The 26868-nt window shown below is 62.9% G+C and carries 33 protein-coding genes and 1 tRNA gene; 27 read left to right on the top strand and 7 right to left on the bottom strand.

All coding sequences use genetic code 11. From position 1 onward, the window contains the following. Positions 1 to 34 precede the first annotated feature (34 nt). From PARHAE_RS16440 to PARHAE_RS16365, 16 genes are all read left to right on the top strand, one after another. Positions 35 to 2149, top strand: a complete 2115-nt coding sequence (locus PARHAE_RS16440; RefSeq protein WP_126155655.1) for a phage major capsid protein — start codon at positions 35 to 37, stop codon at positions 2147 to 2149. A gap of 64 nt (positions 2150 to 2213) precedes the next feature. Continuing rightward, a complete protein-coding gene (locus PARHAE_RS16435; RefSeq protein ID WP_164555288.1) occupies positions 2214 to 2558 on the top strand; it encodes a DUF2190 family protein in 345 nt (114 codons plus the stop codon). 80 nt (positions 2559 to 2638) lie between these two features. Further along, the gene (locus PARHAE_RS16430; RefSeq protein ID WP_126155653.1) at positions 2639 to 2938 is read left to right on the top strand and encodes a DUF2190 family protein; all 300 of its coding nucleotides are present in this window, start codon (positions 2639 to 2641) and stop codon (positions 2936 to 2938) included. A gap of 101 nt (positions 2939 to 3039) precedes the next feature. Then, positions 3040 to 3252, top strand: coding sequence for a hypothetical protein (locus tag PARHAE_RS16425; protein ID WP_126155652.1), 213 nt, complete (start codon positions 3040 to 3042; stop codon positions 3250 to 3252). Positions 3253 to 3487: 235 nt separating this feature from the next. Then, complete coding sequence (locus PARHAE_RS16420) at positions 3488 to 4522, top strand: hypothetical protein (protein WP_126155651.1); 1035 nt, start codon at positions 3488 to 3490, stop codon at positions 4520 to 4522. A 1-nt stretch (position 4523) separates the two neighbouring features. Further along, entirely contained in the window at positions 4524 to 4907 is a 384-nt protein-coding gene (locus PARHAE_RS16415; protein WP_126155650.1) for a hypothetical protein, read from the top strand. A gap of 62 nt (positions 4908 to 4969) precedes the next feature. Then, positions 4970 to 5410, top strand: coding sequence for a hypothetical protein (locus PARHAE_RS16410; RefSeq protein WP_126155649.1), 441 nt, complete (start codon positions 4970 to 4972; stop codon positions 5408 to 5410). Positions 5411 to 5414: 4 nt separating this feature from the next. Next, entirely contained in the window at positions 5415 to 6194 is a 780-nt protein-coding gene (locus tag PARHAE_RS16405; RefSeq protein ID WP_126155648.1) for a hypothetical protein, read from the top strand. A 54-nt stretch (positions 6195 to 6248) separates the two neighbouring features. After that, positions 6249 to 6740 carry a hypothetical protein gene (locus PARHAE_RS16400; protein ID WP_126155647.1) on the top strand — a complete coding sequence of 164 codons (492 nt, stop codon included), beginning with the start codon at positions 6249 to 6251 and terminating at the stop codon, positions 6738 to 6740. Continuing rightward, positions 6737 to 6979, top strand: coding sequence for a hypothetical protein (locus tag PARHAE_RS16395; protein ID WP_126155646.1), 243 nt, complete (start codon positions 6737 to 6739; stop codon positions 6977 to 6979). The genes PARHAE_RS16400 and PARHAE_RS16395 overlap by 4 nt, the downstream gene beginning before the upstream one ends. A 4-nt stretch (positions 6980 to 6983) precedes the next feature. After that, entirely contained in the window at positions 6984 to 9395 is a 2412-nt protein-coding gene (locus PARHAE_RS16390) for a hypothetical protein (protein ID WP_126155645.1), read from the top strand. A gap of 4 nt (positions 9396 to 9399) precedes the next feature. Beyond that, on the top strand, positions 9400 to 9870 hold the full coding sequence (locus PARHAE_RS16385; RefSeq protein ID WP_126155644.1) for a hypothetical protein: 471 nt from the start codon (positions 9400 to 9402) through the stop codon (positions 9868 to 9870). After that, positions 9867 to 11531, top strand: a complete 1665-nt coding sequence (locus PARHAE_RS16380) for a hypothetical protein (protein WP_126155643.1) — start codon at positions 9867 to 9869, stop codon at positions 11529 to 11531. The genes PARHAE_RS16385 and PARHAE_RS16380 overlap by 4 nt, the downstream gene beginning before the upstream one ends. Position 11532: 1 nt before the next feature. Next, positions 11533 to 12648 carry a hypothetical protein gene (locus PARHAE_RS16375; protein WP_126155642.1) on the top strand — a complete coding sequence of 372 codons (1116 nt, stop codon included), beginning with the start codon at positions 11533 to 11535 and terminating at the stop codon, positions 12646 to 12648. Next, positions 12648 to 13733, top strand: a complete 1086-nt coding sequence (locus tag PARHAE_RS16370; protein WP_126155641.1) for a hypothetical protein — start codon at positions 12648 to 12650, stop codon at positions 13731 to 13733. Before PARHAE_RS16375 ends, PARHAE_RS16370 begins: the two co-directional genes overlap by 1 nt. Positions 13734 to 13764: 31 nt before the next feature. After that, complete coding sequence (locus PARHAE_RS16365; RefSeq protein ID WP_126155640.1) at positions 13765 to 14139, top strand: helix-turn-helix domain-containing protein; 375 nt, start codon at positions 13765 to 13767, stop codon at positions 14137 to 14139. Here the strand turns inward: PARHAE_RS16365 and PARHAE_RS16360 are convergent. Both PARHAE_RS16360 and PARHAE_RS16355 read right to left on the bottom strand, forming a co-directional pair. After that, positions 14136 to 15722 (bottom strand): AAA family ATPase, encoded by a 1587-nt coding sequence (locus PARHAE_RS16360; protein WP_126155639.1) that lies wholly within the window; start codon positions 15720 to 15722, stop codon positions 14136 to 14138. The genes PARHAE_RS16365 and PARHAE_RS16360 overlap by 4 nt on opposite strands. Before the next feature lie 24 nt (positions 15723 to 15746). Further along, complete coding sequence (locus PARHAE_RS16355; protein ID WP_126155638.1) at positions 15747 to 16424, bottom strand: hypothetical protein; 678 nt, start codon at positions 16422 to 16424, stop codon at positions 15747 to 15749. A 291-nt stretch (positions 16425 to 16715) separates the two neighbouring features. Between PARHAE_RS16355 and PARHAE_RS16350 the strand changes: the two genes are divergently transcribed. The 3 genes from PARHAE_RS16350 (at position 16716) to PARHAE_RS16340 (ending at position 18340) form a co-directional block, all read left to right on the top strand. Beyond that, positions 16716 to 17468, top strand: a complete 753-nt coding sequence (locus tag PARHAE_RS16350) for a peptidoglycan recognition protein family protein (RefSeq protein WP_164555287.1) — start codon at positions 16716 to 16718, stop codon at positions 17466 to 17468. 141 nt (positions 17469 to 17609) lie between these two features. Then, positions 17610 to 17912, top strand: a complete 303-nt coding sequence (locus PARHAE_RS16345; RefSeq protein WP_126155636.1) for a Gp49 family protein — start codon at positions 17610 to 17612, stop codon at positions 17910 to 17912. A gap of 26 nt (positions 17913 to 17938) precedes the next feature. Then, positions 17939 to 18340, top strand: a complete 402-nt coding sequence (locus PARHAE_RS16340) for a hypothetical protein (RefSeq protein ID WP_126155635.1) — start codon at positions 17939 to 17941, stop codon at positions 18338 to 18340. 76 nt (positions 18341 to 18416) lie between these two features. Here the strand turns inward: PARHAE_RS16340 and PARHAE_RS16335 are convergent, their stop codons facing one another. The 4 genes from PARHAE_RS16335 to tig form a co-directional block, all read right to left on the bottom strand. Next, positions 18417 to 19571, bottom strand: a complete 1155-nt coding sequence (locus PARHAE_RS16335; protein WP_126155634.1) for an AAA family ATPase — start codon at positions 19569 to 19571, stop codon at positions 18417 to 18419. 321 nt (positions 19572 to 19892) lie between these two features. Continuing rightward, positions 19893 to 19966, bottom strand: a tRNA-Gly gene (locus PARHAE_RS16330). A 41-nt stretch (positions 19967 to 20007) separates the two neighbouring features. Then, entirely contained in the window at positions 20008 to 20427 is a 420-nt protein-coding gene (locus tag PARHAE_RS16325) for a DUF1489 family protein (protein WP_126155633.1), read from the bottom strand. Positions 20428 to 20526: 99 nt separating this feature from the next. Then, entirely contained in the window at positions 20527 to 21861 is a 1335-nt protein-coding gene (gene tig, locus PARHAE_RS16320) for a trigger factor (protein ID WP_126155734.1), read from the bottom strand. 146 nt (positions 21862 to 22007) lie between these two features. Here tig and PARHAE_RS16315 point away from each other — a divergent pair, with 146 nt between their 5' ends. Beyond that, entirely contained in the window at positions 22008 to 22391 is a 384-nt protein-coding gene (locus tag PARHAE_RS16315; RefSeq protein ID WP_126155632.1) for a hypothetical protein, read from the top strand. Here the strand turns inward: PARHAE_RS16315 and PARHAE_RS16310 are convergent, their stop codons facing one another. Continuing rightward, positions 22392 to 22772, bottom strand: a complete 381-nt coding sequence (locus PARHAE_RS16310) for a hypothetical protein (protein WP_126155631.1) — start codon at positions 22770 to 22772, stop codon at positions 22392 to 22394. Between the two features lie 195 nt (positions 22773 to 22967). On the opposite strand from PARHAE_RS16310, the gene PARHAE_RS16305 reads away from it, so the two are divergent. The 7 genes from PARHAE_RS16305 to PARHAE_RS16280 all read left to right on the top strand — a co-directional run bounded on the left by PARHAE_RS16305 (position 22968) and on the right by PARHAE_RS16280 (position 26820). Next, positions 22968 to 24149, top strand: a complete 1182-nt coding sequence (locus PARHAE_RS16305) for a tyrosine-type recombinase/integrase (RefSeq protein ID WP_126155630.1) — start codon at positions 22968 to 22970, stop codon at positions 24147 to 24149. Positions 24150 to 24314: 165 nt separating this feature from the next. Then, on the top strand, positions 24315 to 24518 hold the full coding sequence (locus tag PARHAE_RS21435; RefSeq protein ID WP_206437003.1) for a hypothetical protein: 204 nt from the start codon (positions 24315 to 24317) through the stop codon (positions 24516 to 24518). A gap of 178 nt (positions 24519 to 24696) precedes the next feature. After that, positions 24697 to 24879, top strand: coding sequence for a helix-turn-helix transcriptional regulator (locus tag PARHAE_RS16300; protein WP_126155629.1), 183 nt, complete (start codon positions 24697 to 24699; stop codon positions 24877 to 24879). A gap of 9 nt (positions 24880 to 24888) precedes the next feature. Next, positions 24889 to 25101: a hypothetical protein gene (locus PARHAE_RS16295; RefSeq protein WP_126155628.1), complete on the top strand. Its 213-nt coding sequence runs from the start codon at positions 24889 to 24891 to the stop codon at positions 25099 to 25101. Further along, positions 25098 to 25328: a PIN domain-containing protein gene (locus PARHAE_RS16290; protein ID WP_126155627.1), complete on the top strand. Its 231-nt coding sequence runs from the start codon at positions 25098 to 25100 to the stop codon at positions 25326 to 25328. The genes PARHAE_RS16295 and PARHAE_RS16290 overlap by 4 nt, the downstream gene beginning before the upstream one ends. Further along, complete coding sequence (locus PARHAE_RS16285) at positions 25325 to 25684, top strand: hypothetical protein (protein ID WP_126155626.1); 360 nt, start codon at positions 25325 to 25327, stop codon at positions 25682 to 25684. Before PARHAE_RS16290 ends, PARHAE_RS16285 begins: the two co-directional genes overlap by 4 nt. Next, positions 25681 to 26820 carry an AAA family ATPase gene (locus PARHAE_RS16280; RefSeq protein WP_241232853.1) on the top strand — a complete coding sequence of 380 codons (1140 nt, stop codon included), beginning with the start codon at positions 25681 to 25683 and terminating at the stop codon, positions 26818 to 26820. The genes PARHAE_RS16285 and PARHAE_RS16280 overlap by 4 nt, the downstream gene beginning before the upstream one ends. Positions 26821 to 26868: the final 48 nt, after the last annotated feature.

Raw genomic sequence — 26868 nt, 5'->3', positions numbered from 1 at the left:
ACCTGTTTTCGGTCCCCTGTCGCATAATGTCCTCATGAGCACCAAACGCATCCTCAAGAACCGCAACCGCACCCGCTCGAACGGCGTGATGCCCGCTTCTTTTGACGAGGAAGCGCGCACGATCGATCTGTGCTACTCGGCTGGTTCACGTGTCGATCTCTACGACTACTACGAGGATCTCGTGGTCAGCGACGACGCGATCGACACGTCGAGGATGGATGCCGGTGTCGTCAATCTCATCATCGAGCATGACCAGGTTTCAAAGACCGTCGGGCGCGTCATCGATCACTGGATCGAGGACGGCAAGGCTATGGCCCGCGTCAAGCTCTCCGCGTCCCAGGACCCGGAGGTGGCCGGCGTCGTCGACGACCTGATCAACGGCGTCCGGCGCGGCATCAGCGTCGGCTACGATATTTTCGAGATCGAGACGGTCGAGGAAGGCGGGAACACCGTCTGCACCGTCAAGTCCTGGATGCCGACCGAACTCTCCGTCGTCAACGTGCCCGCCGACGCCCTCGCGTCCGTGCGCTCTAAGAAATCCCGTCCCCAGCAACGAAAAGGAAAAGCTATGGCTGGTAAACGCGCAGCTGCGGGCGTGAGCGCTCGCAAAAAGAGGACCCGGGCGACCGAGGAAGAGGAAGCGGTTGACGTCGTTGATGCGACCGCGACTGAGGTTTCCGAGACCGTCGACGAGCTGGAAGAGCTTGAAGGGGCCCTCGACGAAGTGGCCGACGGCGAAGATGCCGAAATGGCTCACGAAGACCTGGTTGCCGCCGTCGAGTCCCTGACGGAGACCGTCGCCACCTTGACCGAGGCTTCGGAGGCGACCGAAGAAGTCGTTGCCGAAGGCGAGGAAGAGGAAGAGGCTACCGGCGAACGCAGCCGGAAAGCCGAACGCAGCCGGATCACTCAGATCCTGGCCATGGCGACCCGTCACAAGATGCCGGCGAAGTTCGCGACGCGGCACATCAACTCCGGGACCAGCCTGGATGAAGTGCGTATGCAGATCCTCGAAGCCCGTGCCGAGCGTTCGCCCGGTCCGATCAACGGGACCCGCGCGTCCATCCTCCGCGACGAAGCGGATACGGTCCGGAAGCACGCGACCCGCCGAATCCTGGACAAGATCAAGTCCGCTGACTCCGGCGCCGAGGCCGGCTTGTTCCGGCGCGCACGGATGGTCGATATCGCAAAAGCCTCTCTGAAGGGGACCCGCGGCCTGTCGAACATGGCTGACCGCGAGATCATCGCGCACGCAGTCCGCGCTGCGGCTCATCCGGGCATGCACTCCAGCGCTGACTTCTCGTTCACGACCGCGATCGGCGATGCTCTGCGTATGAGCATCAAGGAATACCGCAAGAACAAGGTCAAGACCTGGGAGCCCCTGACGAGCCGCATCACCGTTCCCGATTTCCGCGACGTCTACACGCTGAGCGCTGGGTCCGGCATGAACCTTCGTCCGATCCCGGAAGGCGGCGAGGTCGAGTTCACGACCATGCAGACCGAGATGGGCAAGATGTCGATCGGCGAATACGCGATCGGCTTCGCTCTGACGTTCCAGACCCTGGTCAACGATCAGATGGGCGTCATCCAGCGGCACGTGAAGGACACCGGGTCCATGGAATACCGCTTCGAGAAGCGGCTGTTCTGGGACGCGCTGCTCGGCAACCCGGTTCTCGAAGATGGTCAGCCGGCGTTCGATGCATCGTTCGGGAACGTCATGACTGCACCGCTGTCCGTCGCGTCCTACGCCGAGGCCGTGCATCGCCTGTCCATCCAGACCGATCTGGACGACGAGGAGATGGAGCTGGAGCCTTTCGCGTTGATCGTCAACTCGGCTGACTACGCTGTGGCGAAGTCGATCTTCGCCCCGATTCAGGCCACCAAAGTTGAGGATTACAACGTCTTCGCCGGCGTGGAGCCCCTGATCGTCGTCAGCAACAAGATGCCGGTCGGGTCCTGGATGCTCGCATCGTCCCCGGACGAAGCAGACTCTGTCGCGACAGCGTATCTGGAAGGCTACGAAGGCGTCGAACTGCAGGAGATCGTGAACCCGCTGGTGAACGGCATCAGCTTCATCGCCCGGGCTTACGGCGGGGCGAAGCTCACCGGCCGCCGCGGCTACGTCATGTCCACCGGCACCGGCGCCTGATCAACCAGCGCCCCGGCTCATCACCGGGGCGTCCCCCTCTTTCCGAATGATACGGAGAAACCCCATGCGTAACTACGTCTCGAGCGGCGACACGCTCAACCTGACCGCCGAGGTCCCCATCGCCAGCGGTCAGTTCGTCATCCTCGGCGAGCTGTTCGGCATCTCCACTAACCAAGCCGCCGCAGGCGAGCTTTACGGCCTCAAGACCGAGGGCGTCTACGAGATCGACGTGGCGTCCGACGCTGCGGTCGAGACCGGCACTCCGATCTACGTCTCCAGCACTGGCGTCCTGACGACTGACGCGGGCGACGAGGCCGAGCCCAACCTCCGCGTCGGCGTCTCCGCCGGCGATCCTGTCACCGTCTCTGCCGGGGTCGGCCGCGTCCGCGTTCGCCTGCAGCAGCGCTAAGCATCCCGCCCCCCCAGCGGGAGGCGGTCGGGTGATCCTCGGCCCGGCCGCCGAACAGATCTTCAGGAAGGGAACGGCACATGCACACCGACGTCACAGCTGATCGCGACACCGCGCCCGGAGAGTTCGTCATCTCCGGCCTAGACGCGGGCTATGCGACCCATGCGGCTTCCGAGGGCGAGCCCCTGCGGCTGCTCTCCGCCGGTCTCTTCCTGGAACGCGTCCTGTCTCCCGAAAATGTCAGCGCCGGCCAGCCGATCTTCTTCGCCGACGGCCGCTTCACGACGGACGTTTCCGGCACGATCGTCGGCACCGCTTATGAGGACGCTGAGACCAGCGGCGAGTTCGCCCGGGTCATCGTCCGTCTGGGAGATTTCTGATGAGAGGCGCCCTTCAAGCACCCCGGTCAATCCACGGATCGGCGCTCCCGATCCCCCAGCTGGACTTCTCCCGCGGCCTGCACACGTATGTGGACAACACCATGACGTGGCCTGTCGAGGTCAGCGCGGGCGCGTATCAGATCACCGCCACGGTAGGGGTTTTCGTAAGCCAGTCTGGGGAAGCGAGCCCAAACCCTGGCAGCGCATACATCGCCGCCGGCGTGCCCTTCCATCTCCTTCTCGAAGCAGGGACGCTCTCCGTTATCGCGACCGGCGACGATCCGGGAGACCTCTTCGTCGTGCCCCTGCGGTAACCGCCATGCTGGTATCGATCGTTACCCTTCTGAATATACCGCCGTCTATCCGCTCATCGGCCGGCGGGTCAGGGCCTGGACCGGTTGATCCCGTGGATCCGGTTGAGCCAGATCCGGAACCCGGACCCGCCGCGCCCTATCGCCTAACGTCGGCCGGGGTAAACGTCGCGTTTCGTCGACCGTCGGATCTTCGGGTGACGTCATTCATGATCGCCGTAGCAGTGAGAGTATAGAAATGGATATCCTCGAATCGTTCGCTCAGTATGTCAGCACGATGGACATGTGCTCTCAGCCTGACGGCTGGATGATGCCTGTCTACGCATCGAATAACGTCACGATCGGGAGGGGCTACGGTCCCTCCGGAGAGAACGAGGTCCGCGTCGACAGCAATCTGGCCCGAGGCGGCATCTACAAAAGATTGGAAGAAGCGGGGGATCGGGCGTTCTCCGGCATGCTCGTGCGATCGTTCTATAACGGCACGCGGATCCTCTTTCATGACGAGGACTCACTGCAGAGAAATATGTCGGGCGGAAGCTCCGTGCCGGTGGCTCCGGTGTCAGTCGAAATTTCTGCTTATGGTATCAGCGTCTATCACTCGATCTTCACGTCAGAGAGTGGACTCGCGGCGAACCAGATGTTGATCGGTAGCGCTCTGGCTCCCCCATCGACATCATGGATTTATGTAGATGTCGACTTCTCCGGACCCCCTGAGCAATCCAAGGTCAGCGTCTATGTCGATACTGTCCCGAAAGGTGAGTTCACATTTGACAGGAACCGAATCGACTCAGGATTCCAGGCATCCCAGATCAGCGCGATCAGTCTTCATGCCGTGTCTGGGGGCGGACACTGGGTCTCGTCCGTGACCGCCGGCCGCATGTCCCCCTACGCACCCGCGCAGCCGTGGCGCTACCTCGTGAAAGGCTACGCCGCCCCCGGAAACCTTAGTGCCAACCCACCGAACGATGCGACGGGCGAAACGGTTGAAAATCAGGCTTTTGCGGACTTCGCCATGTCTGCCGATATCCCGTCAAGCGGTATTGAGGCCGCGAGAGCTTTCGTTCGCATCGCGGGTTCCGGAGGTGAAGAGGAGGCCCTGGCGGTGGTCGAACTGAGGTATCCCGACGAGCCGAACGGCGTCCGAAATACTGATATCGTATATCACCAGCCGGTTCCGGTTTCGATGACTCCGCGGCTTTTCTCCGCGCCGCTCCCGACAGACGCCTTCTCAAGCCTAAGCGGCGCCATCATCCGCGCCAGATCGGAGTTCTGACATGGATTTCGCACGCCTCTTCGACGTCGCCCTGGCCGGCCCCATCGCGCGCACTGTCGGCGGGGGCAGGCGCTTCTTGGTCACGCTCAAAGACGGCCGGACGATGACTGTCGAGGGCGTCTACGAGCCTAAGCATGAAGAGGTCTTCAACGAAGGCGGCGTCGAGATCCTCCGCCCATGGCCACGCATCCAGCTCCGCCGCGCGCAGCTCATCGCGGCCGGCGTGACGGACCCGCAGCGCGGGCTGTCCGGCGCCCGCGTCCTGCTCGACGACGGCCAGGTCTACTTGGAGCAGATCAGGGATGACGGCTACGCCTTCGTGAATGCGAAAACGTCATCTGTGGCGGCCGAGACGGAGCAGCGCCCGGTCCCCAGGATCCTTTAGCGTAGCAACAGTCGTTTTCGGTGATGCGCGGTATCCTTTCGTAAAGGAAGGATCACCAGCGCATGCACCCCCGCACGGCAGTCAGAAAGCTCATCTCGCAGTCGCTCGCCGACGCGTTCCCGGACGTGCGGGTGTCGGCCGGGTCGGTCAGCGATCTCAGCGACGCGGACGACGGTCTTGTCGTCGAAGTTCCGACCGAGAGCGTCACTGTGGAAGGGTCCAACAAGGGGCCTTTGCGCCGTTCGATGAGCGTCACCGTCACGGCTTTCTCGTCCCGCCCCGGAAACGGAGTGGAATCGCTCGACGCCGCCGAGGACCTGGCCCGCCGTGCCGCGCTGCACCTGATCATGACGCGAACCGGGGACGTGATCCCCCTTTCCGAAGTCTCACAGCTCGACGAGTCCGAGGAGACGCTCGCGTCGGTCGTCATGACCTTCTCCGTCGAGACGATCCACCTCGACGACATTCGCGCAGCCTACAGAACCCAGCGTAACGGAGCGTAACGCCATGTCTCAGACCATCCTCCGCCCGCCGAGCATCGGCACTTACACGCAGTCCAAGGGTCCGCTGATCCTGACGCCGGAATGGACCGGTGAGGGGCCTGCGCCGCAGTATCTGCCGGGCTACCACCTTGGCGATCCGGAAAGCATCACGCTGGCGATCAACGAAACGCTTGAGCCGGTCATGTCGAACTTGTTCAGCGTCAAGACGAAGCGCTTCGACCTGACCAACGAAGTCAACGTCGAGCTGACCGCGCGCTTCAAGTCCTTCAGCCCGATCACCCGCGCGGTGTCGATGGGCGGCAGCGTCGACACGCACAGCCAAGAAGCCGGCACGGACACCTTCACATTCGGCCCCGGCATCTACGATATCGAGAAATACGATATCATCATCGGTTCGGCGCTGAACGCGGACTCCGAGAATGCTGTCATGGGTGAACCCGAAGACGGCGGCGAATACCTCGTCGACGTCAGGACCGGCGTCTTCGAAGTGTTCGAGGGGAACGAGATCACTTTCGACGTGTCCTGGCCCTCGATCTCCGGCCGCTTCGTCACTGGTATCGCGTCCTCCGCCGGCATCATCGGTCAGTCAAAGTTCATCGGTCTGAACAACCAGGGCGTCCGCTCTCTGGTCTGTCTCTACAAGACGCTCTGGAAGCCTTCCACAGCGCGCGAGATGGTCACCGACTCCGGCCTGACAACGATCGAGATCAAGGGCACCGCGATGGTCGTCGCCGGCAAGAAGTTCGGCATCGGCTACGAGATGGACCTTCCCGCTCTCTCCTGAACCCTGCGCCCCCTCACGGGGGCGTCACCTTCAACGCCATAGCACGAGGACACCATGGCCCGCATCCAGCTCGCAGACATTCTGCCCCCTACAAACATCGTGCAGATCTCCCAGGGGGAGATCGAGTTCTCGAAAGTGGACCTCAAGGACGTCATCGCAACGCTCTGGCGTCACCCCGCTGTCGTCGACGTGATCGAGAAGCGCGACGCCGCAGCCGGGGTGAGCTGGGCCGCCGTCCTGGCTACCGCACCCACGTTCATCTCGGAGATGATCTGCCTTTCCCTGGGCGGCAATCCCAAGTCAGCCAAGGACATGAGCCACGTCGACGCGATCGCGGCCGGCGACCAGCTCAAGCTCGCGAAAGGGATCTTCGAACTGACCTTCCCGGACGGTATCTCCGATTTTTTCGGCGAAGCTGCCGGCTCCTCTTCGGACTCGGCATCCGCAAGCCCAGGGGCCAAGATTCCAGGGGTCAGCGTCGATCCGAAGAGCGGCACAGCGATGGTGAAGGTGGATCCGGAGATCGAGCGGCTGACCTCAGTGTGACCGAGATCCTGGCCGCGATCGCTGATCGGGCGATCCGAGCCTACGGATACGAAGCGGTGATGAAGATGAGCCCCAGGCAAGCCTACGCCGTGACGGTCTCATCGAACCAGTTGAGGGAGGCCGACCTGGCCCACGGCGCCATCGCGGCGCGGGCGGGCATGGGGGGCACGAAGGAGGAGTTCGGGGCATTTATCGGCCGGCAGATGAGGCGGGCTAACGGGATCGAGACGGAAGGGTAAGACGATGGCCGAGGCCGGCGGAGCAGATATCGAAGCCAAGGTTGGCGTAAGCGGCGTCTCCGCCGTCCGCGCCGCTTTCAGGATGATGGCTTCAGAGGCGACCCGGCTCACCGGTGCGACGTCTCGCGTCGCCGCGTCCGCACGTTCCGACTTCGGCCGCATCATCACCGCCGGCATCCAGCCCGCCGCCGCCGCTGTGAGCAACCTTCAGGGCGCGATCGGAATGCTGTCGTTCGGAGGCGCTATCGCCGGGGCCATGACCCTTCTCGGCACGATGCGCACCATCGCGTCGACGACGCTTGAGACCGGCAACGAGATCAACCGCCTTGCCAGCGCCGCGAAAACTTGGGGCGTCGGACCTGAAGGCGGCTATTCCTCCGCTTCCCGGATGGAAGCCGTCGAGTCCCTGCTGTCCCGCGCGACCGGCAATGACGAAGGCCAGGGCCTCTATCCGATGATGCAGGCTCTGCTGTCCGTCGTCGACGCGGCGCGCGCTGACGATCAGACCGCGAAGGACATGCTGGATGCCCTGAACATCAAGCCGTCCACCCTGTTCCGAGCGGGCACGGATGAGCTGCTGCCGCTGCCCGACATGATCAAGGCGATCTCCGTCGCTGTGAACGAGCTGGACGAAGCCAGCAAGATGAACGCGTTCAATAAACTTTTCACGGGCGACGCCATGAAGGCGGCCGCTCTCTTCGAGATGACGCCGAGAGCGATCGACGACTACCTCAAGGAGCGTTCCAGGCTTACGAACATTCGTCAAATGGACGAGGAGTGGGCCCGCGAACTCTTCCTCGCGAAGGACCGGCAGCAAGCCGCGATGACCGGCATGAGCACGTCCCTTGCCCGCGGCTACGCGGATGCTTTCATCGGCATCCTGAACTCGCGAACTGCTTTCATGTCCGGGATCCAGGGAGACCTGGAGGACGTCGGGACCGTCTTCGGCGACTTCGGCGAGAACGTAGCCAACCGGATGGAGATTTTCGGGGACCGGATCCTGGGTATCCTTCGCGGCGTTGGTGGAAACATTGCTGAGGGGCCCCTGGTCGGCGCCCTCGACGTCGTTGTGCGTATGCTCGACTGGTCTCTTACGAAGGTGGAGCAGTTCGCCGATTACGTGATGAACGGTAACGCCGAACCAGGGTGGATCAAGGCCTTGGATTTTGCTGTTCGCGGCGTCGGCGCGGCGTTCGGGTGGGTCCGAGATCGCGCGATGGAGCTTAACGAATATCTCGAGACCGGGACAACCGACGTGGGCTGGGTGCGGGTCATTTCAGCCGGAGTAACGATGGTCAGCGAGGCGCTGGAGTGGGTCCAGGCGAGGGTGATTGAGTTCCTCGACTATCTCGAGAAGGGCGAGACGGACGTCGGCTGGGTGAACCAGCTCGTCGAAGCCCTCGGGATGGTCGAGACAGCCATCGGATATGTGCAGACGGCCTTTAACGCGCTCGCCGAGTTCTTCGGTCTGGACTCCTTCGGTGAGAAGACCGCACTTGTCCTGGGCCTCTTATTCTTCCGAAGAACCATTTTCGGCGTCATCTCGTCCCTATCGCTTCTCGCCGGGAAGAAGGTTCTCGGCGCAGTGGTGTCTCAGCTCACCAGCATCGGCACGGCCGCTACAAATGCAGCAACCGGCGGTGTCGCTACGCTCCTGAGCAGGCTCGCAGATGTCGCTAAAAGCCCCCTCCTTAAAGTCGGGGCCGGGGTCGCTGCAGGTTTCGCGGCGGTCAGTGAAGCGGAGCACATCACGCTGATCGCGGATATCGTCGACCGGGGTAAAGCCCTGGGCGAGGAGGTCGCGAAGGAGGAGGGCGAGGAAGCCGGCAAGGCCTACGCGTCCGCATACATCCGGTCCGCGATGGATGAGCTTCGGAAGAACCGCGGCGACGGCTTCATCATGTCGATCTACGAAAAGATCGGCAGCGATGCGTCATTCTCGGCTCTCTACGCGGAACTCGAAGAGGCGATGAACGAGTCCCTATCCGACTTGGGCTCTCGGGCAAAAACCTTCGCGATCGCCGGCGCTCAGCAGGCATATGCGGACCTTGCCGACGAACTGGGATGGGACCTGGCGCCCGACGGGACCGTCCAGCTGCCCGGCGGCCTGACCATCTCCGCGGCTGAGCTGACGAACGGCGCGCTGGACGGGGTGAACGAGGCGCTTCAGGGGATGAAAGCAAGCGTGATCGTTGATGACGTGACTTTCAGTGGTGCCGCGAAAGCCCTGGATATCATCGGGAAGCCGCTGGCCCCCGAGGACCGGACGTCCCACTACGCCGAAAAATACCCGCAGCTCACTCATCAGGTGATGATCGACCTCGGCGGCGGCCGTCAGATCCCGATCAGGACGACACCCGACGTCGCGCGCCAGGTCGAGCGGGACGCGGCGCTTATGGCAAGGAGCGGGATGTGATGTGATGCGCTACAGCGAACTTAAACTGAACGGCCAGCCGCTTCTCCCCGGCGCGGACCGGAACGTCGCGGTCAGCGTGACCCCGATCAGCCAGGCGACGAACCTTCGCCGGACGGTCAATGGCGAACTGATCAACGTCGCCCGCGACGTTTATCGAAAGCTGCGCGTGACGATTTCAGGAAGGGGCCGCCGGTCCCCCGCGTTCTCCGACATGTTCCCCGGCGACGACATGACCGTGCAGCTGCCGGACCCGCTCTTCTACGCCGGTGCCGATATCGGGCGGACCGTCATCGAGAAAGCGGGGGTTCTGGAGGACTGCAGCGAGATCCGCGTCCCCCCAGGTGCGCCGTTCGCACAGCCCGTTGCTGCCGTCGGCTATATCCTCCTTCTCGAATGCAAGATCACCGGACTCTCCGTCCAGGTGGACGAGTGGAAAAAGGACTACACCTGGAACCTGGAGCTGGAAGAGAAATGACGATCCACGTCTACCGGCACTCGACATACGGCACCCGCACATACGGGCTTGAGTTTGAAGGCGTCCTGAACGTGCGCTGGGTTCAGCAGCGCGGGGGCTTCGCAACATTTGCTTTCGAAACAGTGCGGCCCAGCGCCGGCTTGCTGGACGGGCCGCGCTTCGCGACCCTGGTCATCGACGGGGAGCCGCAAGGCACCGGCGAGATCGTCGGCTACCCCATCGCGCTGGCCGGCGACCTGATGACCATCGAGATCGCATGCCGGCACCCGGACTACAGCGCCCGGACGGACGCGCTCTTCGCCGCTATCCCCGTTTCCGAAAGGCTCGCGGACGCGAAAGCGCCGCGCCGGTCCGAGCCTTACGTCGCTGCGGACGTGTTTCAGAACCCGCTGGAGGCGAACCCTCGCTTGGTCCCTATCGGCGGGGTGATGAATGAGGATATCGAGCTGCACGGCGAAGGTCTCAACAACCCGGACCATCCCATATTTGATCTCCGGCCGACCCTCTTACACTCGCCTATCCGGCAGCTGACCATGACCGTGACGTCGACGCACAATGAATACATGTCCCGCGTGATCGATTTCGGGAGTCTGATCGGTGAGCAGGAGACGCTGACCCCTGACGAATACCGCGAAGCGATCGGGTCCCTGGTCTTTACCGGGAGTCAGTTCGATCAGCTCACGAGCAGCGTAGAGCCCGCGATCACGTTCGACCCGCCGCAAGTCGACGTGACCGTGCGCCGTCCGCGAACCGATCCGATCACGTATCTGCAGATCGGCCGGAAAGACGTGAGGTTGATCGGTGAGCGGTTCGCCGCGCCGAGCCTGCAGACCGTCGTCAGCGTCGAGAAGGCCAGGCGGGAAGACCTGACCCTGACCCTCTATGCCGGGATCCGCCCGACATACGGCGGCGCGCATGACGAGACGGAGCAGCTCACCCTCGCGAACCCTGAACTGGATCTCGTGAACGAGGTGACGCACGTAAAATCCGGCCGGCCGGGCAGCCCCGGCTACATCCGGCGCTTCCGGAACATCAAAGCGTCCTATTTTCGGGAAGCAGGGGACGCTGCGCAGCTCGTCCTGCGTAACCTGATCGCATACGGCGCCGCGAAGATCCTGAGGGCGGCGCACTGCATCCGCTTGGACGTGGAGTGCCTGGCGACGACTGCCCGCATGCTCACGCTGGAGGACCGGATCACCGTCCGCGACGACAGGCTGGAGAACGGGATTGCGACGGGGCAGGTTGAGTCCATCGAGTGGACAGAGGGCGAGGGGGGCGGCATCGCCCGCGTTTCGATCCTGGTGCCCGTCGGAACCGGCGGGGAGTTTGCGCCCCCTTCCGGGACCGTCGCTGTGAACGGGAGCGTGGGGACCAGCGCCGATATCGCGGCCCTGGCGGCCGGCCAGGCCTCGTATTTCGTCGATGACGTCGAGATCACGGGCGGCCTCGCCGATCAGCTACTCGTTGTTGACGAGATCAACGCGAAGAACCAGGTCCCGAAGCCGGTCGGTTCGCCGATGTTCGAAAGCGAGGAGATGATCTCCGTCCGGGATTATCTGCCCAAGCCCCGCATCTCGATGCAGTTCCGACAACTGGGCGGCGACCCGATCATCTCGTCGCTGTCGAGCGGCTTCTCCGTCCCCGTGCAGAAGGGCTTCTGACATGAATGAGTGGGCTCGACAGCACCAGGATATCAAGCGCGTCACCGAAGCGGACCGTCAGCGGATGGTCGACGCCGGCGAGATGCCGTCCGGCTATCAGTATCGCGAGAAGATGCCCGGCCAGGACTGGGACGGCGGGTGGGCCATCCGGAGGACAGAGCGCGGGGGATTTGAGGGACACCGCCTCGCGAAATCCCGGCCCAAACTCGGGGATCTCCGGGAGTGGCTGCCTGGGCGCGCGACGCAGACTGAAACTTTCGATATCGCCAATCTCGAGCATGTCCAGGTTTCGGAAGTGGAAGACGTCGCGACCGGGGTCATCTCCTCCGCCGTCGTCCTCGGCGGCCTGCGGCCCCACGCCCATCACCCCGGCGCCTGGAACCTCATGTCTCACCCCACGGCCACGCTGAACGGCACGTTCTCCAGCATCGTCATCCCACATCCCGTCAAGCTTTCTGAAATGCTCATCAGCGCGGCGAAGCGCGCGGATATCACCGGCGGCGCATCAGCGGGTGACGATGAAGAGGGTGTGTCCCCGCCGATCATCACGGACACCCCCGAGGGCGGGGACATGGGACAGGAAGTCGTCAGAGACGACGGGTTCAAAGTCAAGGAAGGCATCACCGCGGCAGAGGCGCTGGCGTCCCCAATCGCGTCCGTTCTCAAGGACGAAGCGGAGGATAAAGCGGGGTTCAGCGTCTCCGGGACGGCGATCTGCGATCATGCGGGCATGACCGCCCTTTCCGAACATCTGAACTCGATCGCCGGCAACCCGGATCACCGGATGGAGTTTGCCGGCATCAGATGGGCCGGGATGCTGCAGCACGGCGCGTCCCCCGCGACTGTCCAGCTGACCGTGCCGGGGCACACTATACCCGCATACAAAGCCGATGGCAGCCCGGATCCGGCAGGCAGCATCGTGATCCAAGGCCACAACGGGGCCACCGTCACGTCGATCTCGGCGCTGCCGCATCCGGTAACGTGGGTTGCGGGGAACGAGGAGAACGAAGTGGACAACCCGCCCGAGCGCGCCGTCGTCGATCTCCTTGTCGTCGCGTCATACAACAAGACGGCGAAGAAATGGGACCGGATCCTGGTGGCGACGAGGAGGTCGTGATGGTCGATAAGCCCCTTCACGAAGACAAGATCATCGCCATCCCGCTGCAGGCCGACAGCGAGAGGCACCGAGTAGAGCGCCCGTTCCAGGGCCGGATCCGGGAGCGAGTCCTGATCGACGAGTCGAGACATGTCGACGACGCGGACTGGCCGCAGCAGCAGATCAGACAGTATGACGGCCCGGCCGAGTCCGCTAAGCCGCCGCGCGAGATGAAGCCCATCCCTGGCCGGGTCGTCGCACTGCGATCATCGCCCGTCCTCCGGAAAGATGTTTTTGTCGCCACCGCTGCGACGAACACCTACGCGCCCGCAGGGCAGAAGAAGGTTTATTCGGGAAGCGTCCAGCTGATCGAGCTGATCGACCGGCCCGTCTACCGGCTCGAACCGACGGCCGCTCCCACGATCGACCTGAGGCTGCACATCACGTCTCAGCAGATCGCCAACGCGACGCGGATCGGCCTCGGCTATCTCGGGATCTCCGACCCTGCAGACCGATACGCTGACCAGGATCTGATCGTTTTCGGCGGGGACCTGACGCTGATCGTCCAGCCCTACCGATACCCCGACACCCGACCGTATCAGTCCGCCGGCGTTGTAGGTCGTCGGATGCCGCAGACGATCAATATCACGGCTCACCCCGGCGTCGGGCTCGAACGTCAGGGCGGGGCGATCCTGATCCCCGGTGTCGACATGCGTCCGGTTGAGATGAACTATCCTGATATCAGATTGGATCGGACGCCGGACCTGGATCACCATGGGGCCGCACCCTTCACCGTCAGGACTTACGGGTCCGGCGTCGGCTCACCGCTTGCCGTCCGGACATACCGTGGACAGCTCCTCGAGGAGAACGGGGAACTGATCGGGGATGGTGACGAGATCCCGATGGTGAGGCCGGCGACGATCAAAGCCATCGCGCCGGACGACGCGGAGGTGATCGTCAGGATCCCCTGGACGCTGGAGATCGCGGTGCGTTTCAACGGCGCCTGGACCGTAGATCCGGAGACGCAGGAACCCGTCTGGAACGCCACCGGCGGTTATACCTACACGTCTAAGATCGTCTTGGCGCCCCATAGTGTTACGGCTTGATACGGCCCACAGAGGGCCGTATTCGTGAAGCATGAGCGATCTCCCCGACTATGCCATCAATCTCCGTCGGCTCCAGGACGCGAGCGGCCGGACGCAGGCCGAGAACGCCAGGAGAGCCGGGCTGGAGAGAGACGCTTACGGGAGATATCTCCATGGCAAGACCCGGCCCCCGGCGGCAAAGCTCGCCGCATTGGCCTTGGCCTTCGGAGTGGCACCTGAGGATATCGATCCTGAGCAGACGGGCATCACCATCGATGATGCGGACCTACCTCCTCCTTTCGAAATACAGGAAGCCCGGACTAGCGGTCCGGGCTATCTGAGGGTGAAGATCGACGCCGACCTTCCGGCTGATATCGCGGGCCAGATCGTAGAGCTGGCCGCTTTCAGCGCGCCGAAGCGGCGTTAGACATCGAAGTCGGGCGCTTCTCCGAGCGAGAATTTGGGATGGTCGGCTCCCGGCTCACCGAACTGCAGTTCGATATCCGTCCCGTCCTCACGCTGCTCCCACTCGTCGGGCATCTGGTCCATGCCGGGCACCTCGTCCATCGCCCGTTCGTCGTCCTCGGACTGGATCTCGGGGATCCGCTGGTCACCCGCTTCGATCCGGCAGAGGTCTTCGACGCCCTCAGCAAGCGTTCCGCGCCTCACTGCGTAGTCGAGGATATCCTGATAGACGACAGCTTCGTCGGACGCGGCGAAGTGCAGGAGATCGGTGTCGACGGCGCCTTTAGATGCCGGAGGCTCAGCGCCCTCACGGTCAGCCGTCGCGTAAGGCCCTTCCACGACGTCGTATCGGTTCGGGACGCCTCCGGCCGTCGTCTTAACCTGCAAGACCTGATGCCCGGCGAGGAGGGTTTTGAGTGCGGAGTTGACCATCGCGGGCGTGGCCCCCTCCGGGAGGAAGTTCTTGATCGTCGACTCGGCCAATTTTTCGGGAGAGAAGGCGCCGGTGAGACTGAACGGCTTGCCCGAGATGGCGGCCGCGAAGATCAGTTTCGGCAGGATCTTCAGGACGCGCATGTAGCGCCATTTCTCTTCCGACTTCGAGGAGTCGAGGAGGGATTTGCCGTCGTAGCGGGCCATGAACGTCAGGTGCTTATGGGACCTGACAACGGGGAAAAGCTCCTGCGTCAGCGGAAAGCCCAGGTTCGACTTCACGCCGCAGACGTAGAGAGTGTCGCCCTTCTCAAGCCCGGTGACGCCCTTGAAAAGATCGTCCGTCCGGTGGAGCACGATGACGTGCCGCGCCTGGGAGACGATCTGGCCGGATCCGCGGATCATCCCGATCAGCGCCGAGGGCGATGACTGATCCGTCAGCTTCACCTTGGCCGAGTCCTTAGTGACGTGGACGGTCATGATGACAGCCGCCTCGGCCAGCCTCGCGAGCAGATTGAGCGCGCTGAGCGTCTGAGAGGAGACGAGATCGGAGTTGTAGTCGCCGGACCCGCATGACCGCATCGTATCGAAGATGATAACGTCCGGCTTCATGAGGACCAGCTCGTTCAGCAGTTCTCGGCCGATACCCTGGGTCGGTGCCCCGTCGTCACCGAAGATACGCTCCCCGGTCTGAGACGCCTCCATAACCTTGTCGAGGCAGATGATGATCAAATTTCCCTTAGACATGGCCTCCTTGGCCATCCGCAGATGGTCGCTGGCGGGGCGATCATAGGCAAGTTTCTGAATAACATCCTCTTCCGTCTCCTCTGCCGTGACGAGGACACACTTCAAGGGGCGCTTATGATCCCTGTTCCCGAAGAGACTCCAGACCCCGGTCGCGGAGGCGACCACGATCGCACTCAGCAGAGCCGTCGTTTTGCCCTGGCCATGGTCCAGGCCGAAGATCGTCGCCTTGCCGCGCGGGATCAGGAAATCGTCGATCCAGTCGCGCGGTGCGGCCTGGGTCAGAAAGATGCTGCGCATCGCGAAGCGGCCGATGAAACCGGTGCGTTCTTTGCCCGCGAGCGGGTGGATCTGGGTGACGTTGCTCATGCTGTTTTCTCTTCTTGCTCGATTTTATGCACCAGCTACGGCGCGGTTTGTCCCGGCGTTCTCACACGGGTTCTCAGTCAGGGCGGCGATCGCCTCCCGGAACTCTCTGATGCAGCGGCGGCGGAGCGCGTTGCGATAGTCGCGACGCGGGTCACTGTCAGTGTCCTCGTTTTCGAAAAGGGGGGTGGCAGGGCTGAGGAAGTGGTCCTCGGCCGCCTGCTGCGCGTCGCCCTGCGCGTCGTCCGTGTCCGTATCCAGTCCGGCGCCGAGAAGTAGGAGGCGGTGATATCCGGGAGGTGCGCCACGGGGCGCTACGTCGAGGGACAGGTAGAGCGTCGCGACAGCCGGGGCGATCTGGACGGCCTTCGATGGCCTCGCGATCTCCGATGCGATCTGGTTCCATGGGTATGTCGCGAGACGGGAGCGGAGATCGCTGAGTGCGTCACGACATACTGACGTCATGAGCGCGCTATCCCGGCTATTTTCTCCCGGCCTTCCGAAAGCGATAATCGAGGCTTGCATCGAGATCGCCGCGAGAGCTTCGGCCGATCCTTCCGTAAGGCCGTGCATTCTGGAAAGAGCCCACAAGAAGTTATTAAAATCAGCGTTGCGTTTGGATGCTTCGGTGACCGATTTGATATCATTTATGACCTGAAGATCGGAGGCGACGATCAGCTCCTCTTCTCTTTGCTCTCGCGCCATCCCGTGACTCCTCGCTGCTTTAGAGTCTCAAGATAGCCACCAAGGATGCAAATAAATACAACAACTTGCGCATACAGATAAGATTTAAAGGTATGCATGATGCGGGTTTTTCAGTTTCTCCTTTCAAATAAGGTAAAAACAGAAAATCCCGCTTCCCTATATTGATATCATTTATCCGGACTCTGTGCCGCTAAAATGGCGAGTCAGCGCGCGTATCAACAGCCGTTTTCGGTCTTTTGTGCGAATCTTCTCGCGAATCACCCGCGCGGAGTTATTAAAATGACAGTTAAAATGAACCGCATCGTCGGGCACCACTCGGCAGGGCCCTTCAGTGTCACTGTGGCTGATCGAGAGCACTACCATCGGATCATCGACGGAGACGGGAAGAGGCACTCTGGTCGGCATCCGATCAGCGCAAACGCGCCCGGCAAGCCGTTACGCAGTGGCTCCTATGCGGCACATACGCGCGGGCTCAATACCGGCTCTATCGGCGTCGCCATGGCCTGCATGCACGATGCGAAGTGGTCCAGTCCCCGGTCCTGCGCTTTCTTCCCGAAGGCGGCCCAGGTCTCGGCGTTCATCTCCGAGATGGCGGATCTGGCGATCGAATACAGCATCCCCGTCACCCGTAAGACCGTCCTGACCCACGCCGAAGTCGAGATCACGCTCGGGGTCGAACAGGCTGGAAAATGGGATTTCGACTATGACCCGTGGGGTCGGATCGACAGCCGGGATCCGGTCGTCATCGGGGACCTGATCCGAGACGCGGTGAGCGCCGAGATCGCGCGCCTGGGCGGCAAGCCGGCACCCGCCGCAGCAAGCCCCAGGAAGACGCTCCGGCGCGGTCACACCGGTCCCGAGGTGCGGGAGCTGCAGACGCTGCTCAACGCCGCTCTGAAGCTTGATAAGCCGATCGCGGTTGACGGGCAGTTCGGCCCTGGAACGTTCGGTGCGGTCCAGCTTTTCCAGATAGAGTCCGAGCTTCTGCCCGACGGTATCGCCGGGCGCATGACGTGGACCGCGCTTCTCGAAGCGGCTGCGTGATGGACGACCTCTTCATCATCGCGCTCATCGTCCTCGCCTGGATGCATACGCCTAACGCCTGCGGCGCGCTTCCGGGAGAGGACTGCCCGCGCGTGATCGGACAGCAATACTACCCCTGATCCCCTTCAGAAAGGACCTGACATGGAAAGCGACGAACAAGCCGTGGAGGCGAAGATTAAAGACAAGGGCCTTACCGCCGCGCGGGTAACCCCGGACATGCTCGATGAAGAGATCGCGGGCGAGGATTACCACGTCTTCCCGAATAGCTGTCTGACCGTTTGCGCGCTGACACTTCAGAACGGATTCACCGTGACTGGCGAGAGTGCCTGTGCGTCCCCGCAGAACTTCGACGCCGAGATCGGCCGACAGATCGCCCGCAGAAATGCCCGCGAGAAGATCTGGCCGCTGCTGGGCTTCCGGTTGCGCGACCGGCTCTGCGCCTGACCCTCGTCTTTCAGAAAGGAAACCTGATGGAACCGACTCTCACTGACCAGCTCCTGGCGGCGCTCATGCCGACGATCCTCGCCATCCTGGCGATCCTAGGCAGCATCGTGACGATAAAGCTGAACGGCTACCTCAGCAGGCTCAGCGACGCGACGGGCGTCGAGATCGACGCCAAACACAGGGACGCCCTGATGCTCGGTCTGCGCAACGCTGTCCTCCTGCTCGTCGCCGGCCGCGCGAACGACCCCCGTCTCAACATCCTCGATGTCTGGAGAACCGGCGCCGACATTCCTGATCATGATATTAAGTTCGTCATCGACCGGGTGCGTCAGCGATACCCCGATGCCGTCGACCATTTCGGACTTACTGAAAAGGCGCTTCGTGACATGGCCGTCGCTCAGATCGAGAGCGTCAAACTCTCCGGGTAACTGTCCCTTCTTCCGAACAAAGGCCGCCCAAACTCGGGCGGCCTTTGTTATTAATGGGGTCCGGAACGCGGCATAATTAGTGCAGGAAACTTTCTGGCCCATCGATCGCTTTCATGCGCCCGACAATCGCGCTGATCTCGCGCAGGTGGACCGGCCGCCGGGCCCGCAGATCGCGGACAAGCCCGCTGATCGCCTCCCGAACGTCTTCCTCCAAACCGGACTCTAGGCACTGCCGCCGGGCCGCGTGGACGAGATGATCAGCGCTGAGATGATCGACGTGATAGACGCGGAGGCGGCTTCGGAGGGGCGCGCTGAGGCCGTCCAGGCTGTTGGCTGTCATGAGGTAGGTGACGCCGCGCGCGTCTACTGGCACACCATAGTAAGGGCACCGCCACGCTGCTGCGGTGATTGGTTCGAGAAGAGGCAGCAAGGTGGATTGCAGACCTGGGACGGTGTTGCCTTTATTCGTCTGGACGTCACCGGCGGCTTTCTCGACTTCATCGAGTATGATGACCGGATTGTAGATACGGCGGCCGATGATGGTCTGGGATACCGCGCCGGGGTGAGCCGCTCCCCACCCCCGTTCCATTCCCACGACGCCGAAATGTCCGCCCGTGGACGCGTCGATCGCGACGTGCGGGATGCGAAGGATCTCCGCGATCCGGCGTAGCGCGGCGCTTTTTCCAGTCCCAGGAGGGCCGACGACGAGAGACGGCGGGAGGTAAAATCCGGCCCCTGTCCGGGCCGCTTCTCGAAGAGCGCGGAGCATGTCGATGTGCAGTTCCCTCATCCAGGGGGCTTCCTCGTGAAGGGCAGCGACAATCTCGTCAGCGCGATGCATGCTGACCTTGCCGGCCACGACCGCACCCTGGGCGGCGGTCATCCGGAGGTGACCGCGCTCGGCTTCGGAGAGGTGTTTAATGTCGATCATCGACGCGGCTGAGAGTCTCTGCCAGAGCCTCCTGGCCCGTCTCTTGTCGCGCGCCAAGGTTAGCACGGGGATCCTCATGTCGGGAATCTGATCCAGCTCGAGCAGATACTCGCGCCGCTCCGGATCCCCGTCTTCGTCGAGAGAGAGGATGCGCGGCGGCAGTCCCTGGATATCGGCGGACCTGATCCGGGCCGCGACGATCACGTGGCGGCGGCATTGAGCCACCCGACCAGCCAGATCCTCTTTCTTGAGACCCACAAATGACAGTGCGGGGTCAAGAACGCGTCTTTTCTCAATCATGATTGGGAAAACCTCTAACTTGAGAAGGCCAGAAATTAAAACTGTCTTTCCGGGGAGATGAGCATAAACGGGGGGAAAGGGTGGCAAACCATCTCCCCGGAAATGTCGGCGGGGGTGGTTTTAATAGGCTCAACCGGGGCGTGTCGCGGCTGATGCGGCCTGAGTCTGGGGGGAGGTCTGGGGCCCAGTCTGGGGCGCAGTGTCCCCGCCCAGCATTTACTGGCCGCGTTTGTCCCTTCCGAAAACGTCGTCTTGGACGACGCACGGCGACGCCATCGCGAGTAAGCGATTGACGTGTAAAGGTTTTTCGTGAAGGAGGGTTGGAGCGGGTGAAGGGAATCGAACCCTCGTATTCAGCTTGGGAAGCTGCTGCTCTACCATTGAGCTACACCCGCGTGGCGCCTTGGCTAACCGATGGCCGGGGCGTCGTCAAGCGTCAGACAAGGCCCATTTCCGCCAGGGCGGCGGCCATCTGCGGGGGCAGGGCGGCGTCGCCCGCGCGGCCGCGCGGCATGTCGGCGGGGGCGTCCTTGGCGGGAAGATAGCGCCAGCCCTGGAACGGGCGGCGCGGCACGGCCGTCACTGGCACGATGTCGCGGTCCAGGATCAGGGCGCAGCGGCGGATGCCGTCGTCGCGGTGGTGTTCGTCCAGCCGGACGATCCGCTGGCGGGCCAGCATCACCCCCTTGAACACCCAATAAATCGAGCCGCCCGCCAGCAGTTCGTCTTCCCGCTTGGGCCACATGCGGGTGACATGGACGGCGGGGCCGTCGCCGAAGCGGCGCTGCCATTCCAGCAGATCGTCCGGGCCTTCGGCGCCGACGCACAGCTTCATGAGGTGGAGTTGGCCTGACATGACCGCAAGATAGGGGGCAGGGCGGCCGGTCGCAAGGATGGCGCAAACGAAAAGGCCGCGCGGACGGCGCGGCCTTTCGAAGCAGGGTTCAGCGGGCGATCAAAGCTCGTCCAGGGCCTCGACGGCCTTTTCCAGTTCTTCCTTGGTGACGGTCTTTTCGGTGACCTTCGCCTGTTCGGCGATGTGGTCGACCACCTTGTCCTCGAAGATCGGGGCGCGAAGCTGCTGCTGCACGGCCTGGTTCTGCTGGACGAATTCGAAGAAGGCCCGTTCCTGGCCCGGATACTGGCGCGCGGCGCGCAGCACGGCCTGGGTCATCTCTTGGTCGGTGACGGTCACCTCGGCCTTCTGGCCGATCTCGGCCAGCAGCAGGCCCAGGCGCACGCGGCGTTCGGCCAGCTTCTTGTGTTCGTCGGTCGGTTCGATGCTGCCGTGGCTGTGGTCGTGGACTTCGGGGTTTTCCTCGTGCCACAGCTGGTGCGCGATCTGCTGGGCCTCGGCCTCGACCAGCGATTCGGGCAGGTCGAACTTTACCTTCTGATCCAGCTGGTCCAGCAGCGAGCGTTTCAGGATCGCGCGGGCGGCGCCGGCATATTCCTGCTCCAGGCGGCCGGCGATCTGCTTCTTCAGGCCCTCCAGATCCTCGGCGCCGAATTTCTTGGCCAGTTCGTCGTCGATCTCGGCCGGTTTCGGGGCCTTCACGGCCTTGACCTTGCATTCGAAGGTCGCGTCCTTGCCCGCCAGGTGCTTGGCGCCGTATTCTTCCGGGAACTTGACCGAGACGGTCACGTCGTCGCCTTCCTTGGCGCCGACAAGCTGGTCCTCGAAACCGGGGATGAAGCTGTTGGACCCCAGCACCAGCGGATAATCCTCTCCGGCGCCGCCCTCGAAGGCTTCGCCGTCGACGAAGCCCTTGAAGTCGATGACCACCTGGTCGCCGTCCTTGGCCTTGCTGCCCTTGCGGCGGTCCTCGAAGTTCTGGGCAGATTTCGCCAGGTTTTCCAAGGCTTCGTTGATTGCCGCGTCCTCGGCCGGGACGGTCAGCTTTTCCAGGGTCAGGCTGGACAGGTCGACCTCGGGGATCGGCGGCAGCGCCTCGTACGAGACGTTGACGACCACGTCGTCGCCTTCCTTCCAGCCTTCGCCGTTCTGCATCTCGACCTTGGGCTGGGTGGCGGGACGGTCGCCGGATTCGTCCAGGTGCTTTTTCAGCGCGCCGTCGATCGCATCCTGCATGGCGTCGCCCAGGATGCGCGGGCCGAACTGTTTCTTCAGCATGGCCAGGGGCACCTTGCCCTTGCGAAAGCCCTTCAGTTCGACCTCGGGCTGGGCTTCCTTCAGCTTCGCATCGACCGTCGCGGCCAAATCGGCTGCCGGAAGCGTAAACTGGTAGCCCCGCTTGAGACCGTCGTTCTGGGTTTCCTTGACCTGCATCATCGTCCTCGTGCCATAGGGGCCGCCAAAGCCGGGGCGGCCTGAAAAATTCCCGCCCTTCTAGTCGCCGAGGCCGCAGGCTGCAAGCGGAACCCGCGCCGCAGCCTGGGCGTTTTCCGCCGTCCCCTTCGTGTCAGAGGCCCGCCATGACCCGCATCAGCGCCATCATCGCCACCAGCCTTCTTGCGGCCAGCACCGGCTGGGCGCAGACCGCGCCGGTTCCCGCCGTGGACCAGCCGCGCGCCGTGAACGAGGCCCCCGCCGCCAGGACCGAGGCGCAGGGCCAGTCGGGCGAAGGCGACTGCCCGGCCCGCGACACCGTGGCCGAGGCCGCGACCGCCCCGCAGCCTGGCGCCGACAGCACCGACGCCAACAACACCGGCAGCAGCGGGTGGAGCGGGGGTCTGGGCGGTTCCGTCCTGGGCACCAACACCCAGGGCGCGGTGGCGCAGTCGCCCACCTGGCAGCCGCCGACCGCGCGCGGGCTGGATCTGGCCGGGCGCGCGGACCCGGCGCCCGCCGCCTGCTGATCAGTTCAGGATCGGCACCTGCGGCTCGGCATCGTCCAGCCGCAGGCGCAGCCCGTCGCGATTGAAGAATTCGCCGTCCCGGATCAGCGTCCGGTCGCCGTTCAGCGCGCGCATAAGCTGATCCAGCCGCTCCTTGGCGATGCCGTCGGCCACCAGCCCCTCGCGCCCCGCCCGAAACAGCGCGACCGCGTCCCAGGCCACGCCCGATCCGTCCAGATGCGCCGCCATGACAGGCCAGGCGATATCGTCGCCGATCACATGCAGATGCGCCGACCGCAGCAGATTGACCCGACCCTCCTGCGTGCCGACCAGGACGATCAGCAGGGTGAAGCCCTGCGTTTCCGCGAAGGTGGCGCGCAGCCAGTCGTCGAAATCGGTCATGGCCGGCCTTCGGATGATGGCGGAAGGGAATGACCGCCTCCGCCATTTCTACAACGTTCCCAGATGTTCCGTTGTGCTTTGATTTTATTGACACATAGCAAGTTGTATGTTCCCGTAAGTTCCACTGTTGTTCACGGCGTTCCCGCGCCGAATGGGGGACGCATTGGAGGGTCGAAAGGTTATGCGGTTGTTTTCATGAGAAGGCCAGAGAAAGCACTCAGCGCCCGGTTCGTCCAAACGGTTAGTGAACCGGGAAAATACTTTGACGGGCACGGCCTGATCTTGCGCGTGGATGCCCACGGGAACAAGGCATGGGTGCAGCGGATCGTCATTCAAGGCAAGCGGCGGGAGATCGGCCTAGGCAGCGCGGTCTTCGTGTCGCTGGCCGAGGCGCGGGCCACCGCTTACGAGAACCGCAAGCAGGCGCGTTCGGGCGGCGACCCACTACTGGAACGCCGCGCCCAGCAGGAGATCCAGACTTTCGAGACGGCCGCGCGGACAATCTATGACATGCTGCGACCCACCTGGAAGAATGAGAAGCACGCCAGCCAGTTCATCAGCACGCTTGAGACCTATGTGTTCCCGACAATAGGTCGCACCAAGGTATCGGACGTGACCAGTGCCGATGTGCTGGAGGTGTTGCGCCCGATCTGGACCGAAAAGGCAGAAACCGCATCCCGCGTTCGCCAGCGGATCAGCAAGGTAATGAAGTGGGGCATCGCGCAGGGCTGGCGCAAGGACAACCCCGCCATCGGCATCACGAACGCCCTGCCAAAGCAGACAGCCGCGCGACAGCAGCGCAAGGCGATGGACTATACCGAGGTTCCGGCATTCCTGACGGCGTTGCGTCAGTCGCAGGCAGGCATGTCCACGCGCTTGTGCCTGGAGTTCCTGATCCTCACCTGCGCCCGGTCACTGGAAGCACGCGGCGCGCGCTGGGACGAGATCGACACCGATGCGAGGGCATGGAACGTGCCCGCCGACAGGATGAAAATGAAGCGGCCGCATCGGGTGCCACTCTCGTCGCGGGCACTGGCCATCATCGAGGAGGCCAAGGCTATGCAGAACAACAGCGGGCTGATCTTCCCCGGCACCAAGGCAGGCAAGATGTTGTCCGACATGACGCTTTCCAAGCTGGTCAAGGAACTTGGCTTCCCGGTGGACGTGCACGGGTTTCGCACCAGCTTTCGGACGTGGACGCAGGAAAAGACGAACTTCCCGAACGACATTGCCGAGCGGGCCTTGGCCCATACAGTCGGCAGTGATGTGGAGCGTGCCTATGCGAGGTCCGACCTGTTCGAGAAGCGCCGCAAGATGATGGACGCTTGGGCAGGGTATCTGGCGCAGGACAGCGCCAAAGTCGTGAGGATTGGATGATGGTGCCAATACGAGCGTCGATTTCCAGAGCGAGTTGCCAGATTGGTTATACATCGTCCGCAGATAACGCGCGCAGCCTGTTTCCTGCTGGACGAGCCGCAGGAACAAATGCTGGCACGTGTCGCCACGTTAGCATCGGGAAGGAAATCGCTGCGCTTGCCGTGATTGGCGCACGCCCTGTCAGCACAGGGTTTTTTCGATGAACTGCTCTACATTTCCACAGATTATCCACAGATGACCCATATGAAATGGCCAGTGGCGGCAAAGCGCGCATTTGCACTGCGCCAAGGGGTGGTGCATTATGACTTTGTGATGATGGTTATGGCGTCCCTTGGGACATATGACTTTCGGATCAGGACGGCACCGTGAGCGCGAAAGCGCGGTGACGCCCGCAGATGCCTTTCTTGGCGGTCAGGCTCTGCGGGCGAGGTTGGAAAGTTAGCGAGCCTTCCAACCCCATCCTACACAAAACGTGGACGGCTTGTCCACGTGCCTTCGAAACCCGCGAGAGCGGGATGATGAAACGTGTCAGGATAAGGGCTTTGACATGCCAGATAAATTGCTTCGCCTTCCAGCAGTTATGGAAATGACCGGCCTTGGCCGCTCGACCATTTACCGGATGATGAGCGAGGGGGAGTTTCCCAAACCCATCCGCCTTGGGCAGCGTGCGGTCGCTTGGCCGACTGATTCGATCCGTAATTGGATCACCTCACGCCCGGTTGCGGCATGAGGCCCGGCCATGATCATCGCGCGCAGTCTGGACGAACTGCTGCTCCTCAAACCGAAGGGCAGCTTCCGCGTCACGGTCGTTTCCGGCCAAACCGCCATCCTGGTGAATAGGCCCGGCCAGCCGGAAGAAACCATCTTCTGCCTTTCGCCAGGTCACGCCAATCAGGTTCGGCAATCGCTATCCGATGAGGGCCTGACGGGATTGGTGGAGGGCAGCCGATGACCAAGCCCCTCACCCGCCAACAGCAATGGCGCCGGAACAATCCCCGGCGCTATGCAGCGCATCTCTATGTCGAAACCCTCAAGCGCTTAGGTATCCTCACGCCGCAACCTTGCGAACAATGTGGAGCCAAGGCCGAAGCGCACCACGACGACTATTCCCGCCCCGGCGACGTGCGGTGGCTCTGCCGCAAGCACCATGTCCAGCTGCATACACGGGTCGGGCAATGAGCGGGGAAAACATAGCCCCGATCTCGCATGCAGGCGGGACCGGGGCCGATATTCAAGACTGGCTGTCGTGGATCGATGATAACATCAGGCGAGAGGTTGCGGCAAGAAATCTCGCCGATGCCGTGCTGGATTGCGATCCGCTCGACCGGCTCGAAATGCTGGAGCAGTGCTATGATGCCTTGCGTCCCGGCTTTCCGATCATCGCCATGAACAGCCTCATGGTCGAAGCCTCGTTCTGGGCGGATAGGGCCAGCCCGGCCGAGCGCAAGGCCTATGCCCTGGCCTGCTTCAACCGCATGCCTGCCCGCGATCAAGCGGCCTTCCTGGATTATGTCCAAGGGAGGAGCGCGGCTTGAATGTCTTTGCCAATCTCGATCAGAAGGACCGGCGGTCCATGCACCCGGATGGCCTCTATACCGAGGATCCGGCACCACGGGCTTCGCGCTTCTATTCCGCGTCTGACTTGGAGGGGCTGGAAGTCCCGCCCCGGCACTGGCTGGTGCGCGATCTGGTGCCCTCTGGGACCGTGACCCTGCTGGGCGGCGATGGGGGCACAGGGAAGTCACTGCTGGCCCTGCAGTTGGCCTGTGCAGTCGCTACGGGCGGCACATGGCTGGAGCGCCATGTATCGGGCGGCGGCGCCATATTCATCAGTGCGGAAGATGACGATGCCGAGTTGCACCGCCGCCTCGATGACGTGGTGCGCGCATCGGACATGCAGTTCAGCGACCTGGACCGCCTGACCATCCGCAGCCTTGCAGGCGAGGATGCCTTGCTGGCCTTCCTAGATCGCGGATCTGGCGTCCTTTCCCCATCGCCCCTCTATGCGGAATTGGACAAGCGCATGGCGGATGAGGCGCCCGCGCTGCTGGTGCTAGACACGCTGGCAGACCTGTTCCCCGGCAACGAGAACGACCGGGCACAGGCGCGGCATTTCATTGGCCTGTTGCGTGGGTTGGCTATCCGCCACGACTGCGCGGTGATCCTGCTGGCCCATCCGTCTCTATCTGGCCTCAATAGCGGCACCGGCACCAGCGGATCGACCGGCTGGAACAACAGTGTGCGGTCCCGGCTATACCTCGAACGGGTGGCGCAGGATGGCATTGAGATGAACCCGGATGCGCGGGTGCTGTCCACCAAGAAGGCTAACTACGGGCGCACGGGCGGCGAGATCAGCCTAACTTGGCGCGATGGTGTGTTCGTGGCCGATCCTGCCGAAACTGCCCTGGACCGCATGGCTGGCAATGCCAAGGCTGAACGTGTGTTCATCAAGCTGCTTCGCGAGTTCACGGGGCAGGGGCGCAGGGTCAATCCCTCTGGAGCTTCCACCTATGCACCCAAGCTATTCAGCGAACATCCTGACAGCGAAGCCGTCACTAAGCGGGCGTTCAAGTCCGCAATGGAGAGCCTGCTGGCATCAGGCAAGGTCCGTATCGAGACCGAAGGACCGGCATCGCGCCGCGTGTCGTATCTGGTTGAGGTAGGTGCATGACAGGCTTCAACCCCCCTTCAACCCCCTATTCAACCCCACCATTCAAAC

This window comes from Paracoccus haematequi, from assembly GCF_900631945.1.
GTDB classification, from domain to species: Bacteria; Pseudomonadota; Alphaproteobacteria; order Rhodobacterales; family Rhodobacteraceae; genus Paracoccus; species Paracoccus haematequi_A.
The sequence above is the reverse complement of the archived record's forward strand: the minus strand, read 5'-3'. Positions and strand labels throughout refer to the sequence as shown.